The 9,548-nt window shown below is 63.0% G+C and carries 10 protein-coding genes; 7 read left to right on the plus strand and 3 right to left on the minus strand.

Going from position 1 to position 9,548, the window contains the following annotated elements:
* The first annotated feature begins 47 nt into the window (after nucleotides 1–47).
* The 6 genes from AC07N6_RS05195 to AC07N6_RS05220 all read left to right on the plus strand — a co-directional run bounded on the left by AC07N6_RS05195 (nucleotide 48) and on the right by AC07N6_RS05220 (nucleotide 4,692).
* On the plus strand, nucleotides 48–1,238 hold the full coding sequence (locus AC07N6_RS05195) for a flagellar hook protein FlgE (protein WP_494781243.1): 1,191 nt from the start codon (nucleotides 48–50) through the stop codon (nucleotides 1,236–1,238).
* 90 nt (nucleotides 1,239–1,328) lie between these two features.
* Nucleotides 1,329–2,075, plus strand: a complete 747-nt coding sequence (locus tag AC07N6_RS05200; RefSeq protein ID WP_494781244.1) for a FliM/FliN family flagellar motor C-terminal domain-containing protein — start codon at nucleotides 1,329–1,331, stop codon at nucleotides 2,073–2,075.
* A gap of 61 nt (nucleotides 2,076–2,136) precedes the next feature.
* Nucleotides 2,137–2,541 carry a FliM/FliN family flagellar motor switch protein gene (locus AC07N6_RS05205; RefSeq protein WP_494781245.1) on the plus strand — a complete coding sequence of 135 codons (405 nt, stop codon included), beginning with the start codon at nucleotides 2,137–2,139 and terminating at the stop codon, nucleotides 2,539–2,541.
* A gap of 4 nt (nucleotides 2,542–2,545) precedes the next feature.
* Nucleotides 2,546–2,983 (plus strand): hypothetical protein, encoded by a 438-nt coding sequence (locus tag AC07N6_RS05210; RefSeq protein ID WP_494781246.1) that lies wholly within the window; start codon nucleotides 2,546–2,548, stop codon nucleotides 2,981–2,983.
* The gene (gene fliP, locus AC07N6_RS05215) at nucleotides 2,983–3,825 is read left to right on the plus strand and encodes a flagellar type III secretion system pore protein FliP (protein ID WP_494781247.1); all 843 of its coding nucleotides are present in this window, start codon (nucleotides 2,983–2,985) and stop codon (nucleotides 3,823–3,825) included. Before AC07N6_RS05210 ends, fliP begins: the two co-directional genes overlap by 1 nt.
* Before the next feature lie 57 nt (nucleotides 3,826–3,882).
* Nucleotides 3,883–4,692: a sigma-70 family RNA polymerase sigma factor gene (locus AC07N6_RS05220; protein WP_494781248.1), complete on the plus strand. Its 810-nt coding sequence runs from the start codon at nucleotides 3,883–3,885 to the stop codon at nucleotides 4,690–4,692.
* 58 nt (nucleotides 4,693–4,750) lie between these two features.
* Here AC07N6_RS05220 and AC07N6_RS05225 read toward each other — a convergent pair whose 3' ends face one another.
* The 3 genes from AC07N6_RS05225 to AC07N6_RS05235 form a co-directional block, all read right to left on the minus strand.
* The gene (locus tag AC07N6_RS05225; RefSeq protein WP_494781249.1) at nucleotides 4,751–5,149 is read right to left on the minus strand and encodes a hypothetical protein; all 399 of its coding nucleotides are present in this window, start codon (nucleotides 5,147–5,149) and stop codon (nucleotides 4,751–4,753) included.
* Between the two features lie 87 nt (nucleotides 5,150–5,236).
* Entirely contained in the window at nucleotides 5,237–6,337 is a 1,101-nt protein-coding gene (locus AC07N6_RS05230) for a tetratricopeptide repeat protein (protein WP_494781250.1), read from the minus strand.
* A 31-nt stretch (nucleotides 6,338–6,368) separates the two neighbouring features.
* A complete protein-coding gene (locus AC07N6_RS05235) occupies nucleotides 6,369–6,950 on the minus strand; it encodes a hypothetical protein (RefSeq protein ID WP_494781251.1) in 582 nt (193 codons plus the stop codon).
* Between the two features lie 361 nt (nucleotides 6,951–7,311).
* Here AC07N6_RS05235 and AC07N6_RS05240 point away from each other — a divergent pair.
* A partial coding sequence (locus tag AC07N6_RS05240; protein WP_494786244.1) for a hypothetical protein occupies nucleotides 7,312–9,548 on the plus strand: 2,237 nt, incomplete at its 3' end.

The following is a 9,548-nucleotide window of genomic DNA, read 5'->3' on the forward strand; positions in this document are numbered from 1 at the left end:
CATCGGGGCAGAGAGAAAAACCACTGGAACAGCGCAAAGGACAAACCATGCTCGACTCGATTTTTACCGGGATGACCGGATTGCAGGGATTTTCCAAGGGGCTCAAAACCATTGCGAACAATACTGCCAACATGAACACGCCTGGTTTCAAGGGGCGGTCGCTGCAATTCGCCGATTTGTTCTACACCAACGGCAATTTGTCTGGCGGGCGGGCATGGGGGCAGACGGGGTTCGGATTGGATACCCGCGGCACCACCCTCGATTTTTCACAAGGGGAATTGCGCAATACCGGCAACGATCTCGACCTCGCGATTGATGGTCTTGGCTTCTTTACCTTCAGGGACGCGTCCGGAAAACTGTTTTACAGCCGGGCCGGACAGTTCCAGTTCGATGCCGACGGGGTTCTTGTCAACAGGACAGACCGCAGCCGCGTGATGGGCATGGGGGCCGGAGGCGGCCTGCAGGCGATTACCACGACAGGCCTGCGCGTGAGTCCGCCGGTGGCGACCGGGACGGTGCGTTTCAGCGGGAATTTGTCCAGCACTTCGGCGGCACAGACCGTCAGCCAGGTGACGGTGATCGATTCGAATGGAGGATCGCATAGCCTCTTGCTGCAATTGACCAACAACAATGCGGCCATCTCCGGAGCCAACAGTAGCTGGAGCGTCAACATTCTCGATGGCATTACCTCGGTAGGTATCGGTACGATAGGTTTCATCAACGGCCACATCGACCCTTCCCGGGCCCGGATATCGGTTCCCTATGCGCCGGCAGGCGCCGCGTTGCAGACCTTGAACCTGGATTTCAGCGGCGACGTCACATCGCTTGCCTCGGGCAATCTGTCGACATTGGGGATGTCTTCCCAGGACGGCCGTAGCGCAGGCGCGCTGGTCAGTTCTTCCTTCGATGCGGCCGGGTTCCTGACGTTGTCCTATTCGAACGGGCAGACGGCCAAAGGGCCAAGGCTGGCAATGAGCGGTTTCGATACGCCCGATGCGGTGGTGTCGTCGGGAGGCAATCGGCTGGACGCGGCCAATGCGCGCGGCTGGCATGTGGGCGTAGCCGGTGAAGGCCAGTTTGGCGCGATCCGGGGCGGCGCGTTGGAGGCCTCCAACGTCGACCTGTCGCAGGAGTTCAGCGAACTGGTGATCATGCAGCGTGGCTACCAGTCGTCATCTCAAGTGATTTCCACTGCCAATGAAATGTTGCAGGCATTGTTTTCCTTGAAGGGGAAATAAGCCATGGATGCTTTTTTCGAGGCGGCTGCCGTGCACCCAAGGCCTTTGCGCTGGTGGTCGCATGCGCAACTGGAGCGGATGGCGTCCCGGTTGGCCAACGTACGCGATGCCTGGTTGCGCGAATGGATGGACAACGCGTGCGGCATGAGCTTGGCGCCGCCGCGTTGCCGCAATGCTTGCGAAGCGCCGCCGCATCCGCATCGAGGTGCATCGTTGCCGCATCTGTGGCTGGCGCGTGCCTGGACGGATGGCGCATTGGGCGCGGCGCTGCTCTCCATGCGTTCGGCCTGCGCAGGTTCCGCCGCCGCGCTCGACATCGAAGAGGCCGCCTGGGCGGATCTGCTGATCGGGCTAGGCGCGATGGAAGGGGCGGCGCCGGCATCGGCCGCTGCCGCTGTTACTGCCACGCCGGAGGCCATTCTTGCGGCCCATCTGCATCCCTGGTCCGGCGCGGTGGATGCCGAGCTTGTTCTGGTCAACGGCATTGCGCTGCGTTTGCATATCAGCCCCGCTCTGGCGGCCGGCATGTTGTCGATCGCTATGGATGAACCCGCCGTGCGGCCCTCTGCATCATCATCGGCGGTGGCGCCTTTGAACGAGGCGCTGGCCGGCCAGAAGCTGCGGCTGCGGGCAAGCCTGGCGCCGGTAGAGATCGCGCTGGGCACGATGGCCGGCTTGGCCGAGGGAGACGTCGTGCTGTTGCCGCATCTGCTCGCATCGCCCTTGCAACTGGCCACCGTGGATGGCCAGTCCGTCTGCCAGGCTTATCTGGGGCGCTGCGGCAGCCGGCGGGCCCTTCGAATTATGCATGCCGGAGACGATGGAAGCACGGCCTGAGAGCGCCCCTGTTCGCCTGCCGGCCGGGCAATTGAACGGCGTCGGATGGCGGCATATGGGCATGGACAAGTTCGCAATACATATTGAAAGTCAGGAAATGGAAAAACTGAACGATCACCAATTGGCGCATGCGTTATCCGATGAAGCGGGTTCGCCTTCGGCGCAGATGCTGGCGCTGGCTGAATTTGAACAGCAGCAAACCGCCGATGCCAAGGCTATCCTGGCGCAGATAAACCCGTTGCACCATGTCAAGACCCGGCTGATGGCCGTCGTCGGCCATGTCGAGATGACGGTGGGCGAACTGATGGCGGCCAAGGAAAATCAGGTCGTGTGCTTGGACAGCGGCATTGAACAGGCGATCGATCTGTTGCTGGACGGGCGCGTCGTCGCACGGGGGCAATTGGTCGCAGTCGACGAGCATTTCGCGGTCAAGATTACCGAATTGCCCGTTCCTCTGAAGGTGTAAGGCAATGGTCAAGGCATTGACATCCGGCCATTTGCGCCGCTTTGGCGCGACGTTGTCATGCATCGTGCTGGCATGGCCATGCGGCCATGCGCTGGCGGGTGTCCTTCCTTCCGGCGATCGGGAAGAGCAATGGACGCCTCCGCTCGAGCTGTTGGCGGCAGCCTTGCTATTCGCCTTGCTGCTGTGCTGCGTACTGGCCTGGTTGCGCCGCAAGCGCGCGGGTTTGCACAAGCCATCCTGGCTGGCATGGTTGCCGCAGATGCCGGCAGAGGGGGCGTTAAAGATCAAAGATACCAAGAGGCTGACGTCGCGAGCTTCGCTGCACGTGGTCGAATGGGAGGGCGGGCGCCTGCTGGTTGCGGTGGGCGATCACTTCTGTGTGCGTCTGGACGCGCAGGCCGCGCCGCCGGTCGAGGCGCATCGGCATGGGGAGCAGGCCTGATGTCCGCACTGTTGATCCGGCGCGCCTGGCAGCGGCTTTTGCTCGCTGTCTGCGGCCTGTTGCTCATCGTGCCATTGGCCGGGCATGCCGCTGCGCCCGATATCGGGAGCGCAGCCCTCGCCGCAGCGGACAATGGAAAAACCGTCATGGGCGGTTACGCCGATTTGTTTGGGGCGCTGGCCAACTCATCTGCAACCAGCGATGGCAAGGATAGCGAAACCGCATTGCCGATCCGTATCGCGGTCGGGCTCACGCTGCTTGCCATCATCCCGGCGCTGCTGATGTCATTGACGGCTTTTTTGCGGGTGATCATCGTCCTGTCCATGCTGCGCCACGCGATCGGCATGCAAGAGGCGCCGCCCAATTCCGTACTGGTGGGACTGGCGCTGTTCCTGACATTGATCGTCATGTCGCCGGTGCTTGGCAAAGTCAACCAGGAAGCCCTGCAACCCTACATGGCGGGAAAGATATCGACCGAAGCGGCGCTGGAACGGAGCATGGGGCCATTGCGCGAATTCATGGGTCGCCAGACGCGGGAGCAAGACCTGGCCCTGATGATCGAACTGGCCAAGGCGCCCCAGCCGCAGAGCATGGAAGAGGTCAGCAATGTGCACCTGATCCCTGCCTTCATGCTGTCGGAGCTGCGCGCGGCATTCCAGATCGGTTTCGTGATCTTCATTCCCTTCCTGCTGATCGACCTGATTGTCTCCAGCATCCTGATGGCGCTGGGCATGATGATGATGCCGCCCACGACCATCGCCTTGCCGTTGAAGATCCTGATGTTCGTGATCGTCGATGGCTGGAGCCTGATCCTCAAGGCCCTGGTCGGGTCTTTCCATTGACGCCGGCCACCCGGATGGCGATCCCGTGCGCAGCCATATCGAATCGGCCTATTTGCGATGAGCGAGCCAGCAGAATCCTTTTCCCCGCTGTCGTCGCCATCGCCTGATCCTGGTCAGGACGAGGGAAAAGAAGCCGGCTTGCGCGAAGAGCAGTCGCTCTGGGAACAATGGCATGTGCATGACGACGGCGCCTGCCGGCAGCGGCTGATCGACTTTTATTTGCCTCATGCCAGGATTGTGGCGGCCTGTTCATACCGGCATCGTACCCATGACGAAATCGAATTCGATGAGTATTTGCAGTGGAGCTGCATCGGCTTGATCGAATCGATAGACCGTTTCAATGCAAGCTTGGGCGTCGGTTTCAAGACTTTTTCCGAGCCGCGCATGCGTGGAGCGATCCTGACCGGTCTGGGGCGCAGCTCGGAAAAGCAGCAGCAGATCGTCTGGCGCAAGCGCCTGCAGGCAGAGCGGCACGCATCACTGAAAGCGGACGGGCTGCAAGATGGCGCCGGCGATGAGGGTCAGGTGTTGAGTTATCTCGCCGACATTGGCATTGGCCTGGCCCTGGCCTACTTGTTGGAGGGAACCGGCATGGTGGAGCAGGCCGTCTCTGAAGCAACTGCCCCTTGCCATTACCGGCGTGTCGAAATGGCGCAGATGCGGCAGCGTCTTGGGGAACTGGTAGAGCAATTGCCCAGGCAAGAGTATCTGGTAGTCAGCAGCCACTATCTGCAAGAGCTCTCCTTTGCCGATATCGCCATCATGATGAAACTGACGAAAGGGAGGGTCGCGCAACTGCATCGCCAAGCCCTGTGCCGGCTGCGCGAGCTGTTGGCGCAACGGCATGTACTGGATGCAGCGTTGTGAGACGCCGCGCCGGAGGCGATATTTCGTGAGCCGCCCCGAAATGGCCGTGCACTATTTTTTATTCTTCTTTCCGGGGCTCGGTCGAGGTTTTCTCCGCCAGCTTGAACAACAAGTCGGCAGCGGCCCGAATCGGTTGCTCCAGATCGGGGTCGGACTCCATCTGTTCCTGGATGGCGTCAACCATCGTGTAGAAACCGGGGTCGTTCATCAGTGTGGGCGACAATTCGGCCAGCAGCGTCGATTCCAGAAAAATTCGAAATGCTTTGCGCCGTCGTTGCGGATCGTCGTTTGCAATGCCGGCGATGCGGCGGACGATGGCATGGCCCGATGGCAGCGACGCTTGCGGTTGGTGCGAAGCCGTTCCGGAACCTTTTAAAGAAGGCTCTTTTTCCCGTAAAGCCGCCGCCCGATTGCGGATCAGGGCGACGAGACGGGCGTTGGGCGAAATGGAGACCATGATGATGAAGCCGACTGGATCCGGTTGATTAACCGGGGCCGGTACAAGTGGCTCCGACTGGCGGCATGCGTGCGGAAGACATGAGGATCAGCGTGCGATTCTTTCCAGGAGACGTTGCGAGAATTCCAGGATGGAGCGCTCGTCGCCGATGGCGCCCGCCAGCAGTGCTTGCGCATATTGTGCCGATACGCCTTGCGGATCCAGGCCTTGAGCGCGGCGCAAGCTGTCCTGCGCCTCTTCCCGACGGCCTTCCATGAAGGCGACGACCGCCAGGCCGCCGTGCGTTTCCCCGAAATTGCGATCCACCGCCAAAGCTTGCGCAAACGCCTGGCGTGCCGCCGCATAGTCTTTTTGCAGGAGGGCGACCCAGGCCAGGCCGTGCCAGGTGCCGATGTGGGAAGGCATGTGCGTGACGGCTTGTTCCAGGCTCTGGCGCGACGATGGAAGATCCAGCGCCAGCATCTGGGCAAAACCCAGGCTGGACCAGGCCCTGCCATCAGTGGGCGCGTACTGTAGCGCGGTTTGCGCCAATGTCGCGGCTTGCTGGCTGTCTTGTTCCCGCAGTGCCAGCGCGGATCCGGCCAGCAGGTTTTCCAGCGAGATATGTCCGGAAGACAGCGATTGCGCACTCCAGGCCTGTGCCTGCGGCAACTGGTTGGCATCGAGTGCGATCAGGCTGGCCACCGAGACGGCCTCTGGCGCAAGAGTTTGCGCTTGTGCGCGCATTTGCGTCCATTCCACCGCTTCCGTCAGTTTGCCCAGATGATGCAGGCAGCGTAGCCACAGGCTTTGCATGCCGGGGTCGAGCCAGTCGGAAGGCGGCGCCTCGCACCAGTGTTGCAAGTGTTCCAGGCAGCGCCCGGGCTGGTTTTCCTGCATGGCGATGAATCCGCGGTTCTGGGCAATGGCCGGATGCGGGCCTGTTTCCTGTTCCAGTTGCGTCAGCAGTGCATCGGCCAGATCGTAGCGCCGTTGGGCGATGCGCAGGTTGGCTTCCTGCAGGAGCCATTGGTGCAATGGGCCGCCTGCGGCGCGGGCGTTTTCCAGTTGCCGTTCGGCCAGTTCCATATCGCCATGCTGCAAGGCGAGTGCGAAGATTTCTCCGCGCAGGGCATCGTTGCCTTCATCGTGGGAGAGAAAGCGCAACAGGCGTTCGACGCGTTGGGAATATTCAGTAGCGGCCGGCATGGTTATGGCAGTGATGGCTGGAGCATGGGGATCAATGGACGGAATTGTTGCCGTAGGTATTCAGGAGGAAATGCGGAATATCGTCCGTGGCCCGGTTCTCAGGCGCGGGCTGGTCTGGCGTGGCCTGTTCTTGCTGCGCGGCGTGTATCGCCTGGACCAGCAGGTTGATATTGGCATTGAGGGGGGGATTGAGCGTATTGGCCGCCATCCCCGCCTGGAAATGCGCCAGCGCTTGGGGGAAATCATCCTGGACCAGCGCGGCATAGCCCAGCACGAAGAGGCGCAGAGGGTCGCCATCGGGCAACTCCAGCAGCGCTTGCCACGTAACCAGGCCAACGGTCGGGCGTCCCGACGTGAATTGCAATACGCCCAGTTCGAAACGGGCGATGGCCAATTGCGGATCCAGGGCGACTGCGGCGGCATAGGCGGCTTCGGCTTCCTGATAGCGCCGTCCCTGGGCCAGCTCCGCGCCCATCAGGAAGGGCGGCCATGGCGACGTCGGGTTTTCTTGCGCGGCTTGCTGCAATAAAAGCAGTACGTCTTCAGGGCTGGCCTGCCGGATGGCATCGAGCAATGCCTGTTCGAAAGAAGCGGGGGGAGGGACGAAGGTCATGGTCGAGCCGACGATATTGGGAAACGACCAATGATATATCGCGCTTGCCGGCATGGCGCGCGGCACAGGTAATTTGCCGTTTTACCGGAGATATTCCGTGACGGCAGCCAAATCATCGCCAGATGCATGGCAAGAAAACTTTAAGCGATTCCCGATGCTTCTTATTTTTACATCGGTGTACGGCGACGGCATGCGGCATGTCGGCGCAAGGTCGATCGTTGAGATTCTATGTGAATTTGCATGAATGACGAATTTTCGCTCCCCAACATCATTTTCGCTAAACGAATCTGTAAATCGCTGGATACGTTGCCAAGCCCCGTTGCGCAGGCACGGGAAGACCGAACAATTTGGCGGAGCGTACATGGTAGCGATCGTGAGTGGCAATCACCTGGGTCTGTCCCTGGGTTCGTTGGGGGTATTGGGTCGCAGCGAAGGCGGGCAGGCACGGCAGGGCAGCAGCGGCGAACGGGTGTACGTGAACGTGGCCACGGGCAACCTGGTGGTGCAGGATCTGGACGAGCAGCTGGCCGGGCGCGGCGGGGCGTACCAGTCGCTGCGTACCTACAACAGCCAGGGGCGGCTGGCGGATGGGGCGCTGCACTGGTCGATCAACGGCGGGCGGCGCGCGCTGACGCTGACGGGAGCCTGGGGCCAGGCCGGCAGCAGCATCCTGCGGCTGGAACGCGACGGCGCCCAGGCGCGCCATGCGTGGGATGCGAACCGGCAAGCCTATGTGAGCACCGACGGCGGCGGCGCCTACCGGGAGATCGTGCGCGAAGGCAACACCTATATCTGGCGCGACGGCGCGGGCCGGCAAGAGCATTACGACGCCGGCGACGGCAGCCTGCGCAGCAGCCGCGATACGCAAGGGCACACCACGCGCTACGACTACGACAGCCGGGGTCGGCTGGGCACGGTCACGCTGCCCTCGGGCGAGAAGACGCATTACGTCTACGACGGCCAGAACCTGGTGCAAGTGCGGGTGGAGACGGCCGAAGGCCGGCACGGCACGCGCCTGTACTACCGCTACGATGCGCAGAACCGGCTCACCGAAGCCATCGTCGACCTGAGCCCCGAAGATAACGACATCGCCGACGGCCGGGTCTATGTGACGCGCTACCGCTACGACGGCCACAGCGAGCGGCTGTCGGGCATCACGCAGGCCGACGGCAGCAGCCTGTCCTTCACCTACGTACAGGAGGGCGACGCCTACCGGATCGCCTCGGTCACCAACGCCTTGGGCCACACGACGCACTATGCCTACCAGGCCGGGCGCACCATCGTCACCGATGCCGTGGGCCAGCAGACGCGCTACGGCTACGACGCCGCCGGGCAACTGACCGACGTGGCGCAAGGCGACAGCACGGTGCGCTACGCCTATAACGCACGGGGCGACGTGGTCTCCATCACCGACGGCGCCGGGCGAACCACGGTCATGCGCTACGACGACAACGGCAACCAGGTGGCGCAAGAAGATGCGCTGGGCAACCTGGTGGAGCGGCGCTACGACCAGCGCAACCGGCTGCTGTCGGAAACCCTGAGCCAGCGCAATGCGGCGGGCCAGACGGCATCGCACACCACCCGCCATGTCTATGGCGAGGGCGATCAAGTGCGTTTCACCATCAGCGCCCAGGGGCGCGTAACCGAATACCGCTACAACGCCGAGGGCGACCAAAGCGCCATCCTGCGCTATGCCCAGGAGGGTGCAGCCGGCCTGTTCGATCTCGCGCGGCACCCTGCCCCGGACGAAGCCGCGCTGGCGGCCTGGGCCGCGGCCCAGCCGGCGCACCAGGGCACCCGCACCGACCTGGAATACGATGCGCGCGGCCAGCTGATGCGCCAGACCAGCTATGCCGCGCTGGACCAGGCCGGTCAAGGCGTGGCCGCCAGCGCCAGCGTGCTGCGCTATGTCTACGACCAGGCTGGCCGGCTGCTGCAGACGATCGACGGCAACGGCGGCACCACCGTCTACGGCTATGACGGCCTGGGCCGGGAGATGGTGCGCGACGAGCAGGGACAAGTGACCCTGACGCGCTACGACGCCGCCGGCCGCACCAGCAGCACGGTGCACGCCAACGGCCTGACCACGCAACGCACCTATGATGCGGCAGGCCGCCTGCTGACGGTCTCGCACAGCGGCGCCGGCCAGGATCTGGGCACGACCCGCTATACCTACGACGCCCTGGGGCGGCTGGTGATGAGCCAAGACCCCGGCGGGGCGCGCAGTTGGATCTTCTACGACGCCCAAGGCAACAAGGCCGCCGATCTCGATGCGGCCGGTTTGCTCAGCGAATACCGCTACAACGGCGCCGGGCAGTTGACGTTCAGCCTGTCCTACGCCACCCGCATCGATGCGGCGCTGCTGCCGCACAGCGGGGGGCCGGCGCTGGAGACGCTGCGCCCGGCCCGCAGCCCCCAGGACCGCCTGGCCTGGCGCACCTACGATGCGGCCGGCCGCCCGTCCAAGGAGATCAACGCCCATGGCGCGGTGACCTCGCTGCACTACGACACGGCCAGCCAGCTGGTGCGCAGCACGCGCCACGCCACCCTGATCGACATCACCGGCCTGGGCGAGCAGCCCGACGACAGCGCCATCGT

The sequence above is a fragment of the Herbaspirillum sp. GW821-FHT09A12 genome (assembly GCF_059418325.1).

Bases quoted from the DNA above. Each gene is read 5' to 3' on its own strand.
- AC07N6_RS05195 (WP_494781243.1), top strand. From the start codon at position 48: ATGCTCGACTCGATTTTTACCGGGATGACCGGATTGCAGGGATTTTCC.
- AC07N6_RS05205 (WP_494781245.1), top strand. From the start codon at position 2,137: ATGGACAAGTTCGCAATACATATTGAAAGTCAGGAAATGGAAAAACTG.
- AC07N6_RS05210 (WP_494781246.1), top strand. From the start codon at position 2,546: ATGGTCAAGGCATTGACATCCGGCCATTTGCGCCGCTTTGGCGCGACG.
- fliP (WP_494781247.1), top strand. From the start codon at position 2,983: ATGTCCGCACTGTTGATCCGGCGCGCCTGGCAGCGGCTTTTGCTCGCT.
- AC07N6_RS05220 (WP_494781248.1), top strand. From the start codon at position 3,883: ATGAGCGAGCCAGCAGAATCCTTTTCCCCGCTGTCGTCGCCATCGCCT.
- AC07N6_RS05225 (WP_494781249.1), bottom strand. From the start codon at position 5,149: ATGGTCTCCATTTCGCCCAACGCCCGTCTCGTCGCCCTGATCCGCAAT.
- AC07N6_RS05230 (WP_494781250.1), bottom strand. From the start codon at position 6,337: ATGCCGGCCGCTACTGAATATTCCCAACGCGTCGAACGCCTGTTGCGC.
- AC07N6_RS05235 (WP_494781251.1), bottom strand. From the start codon at position 6,950: ATGACCTTCGTCCCTCCCCCCGCTTCTTTCGAACAGGCATTGCTCGAT.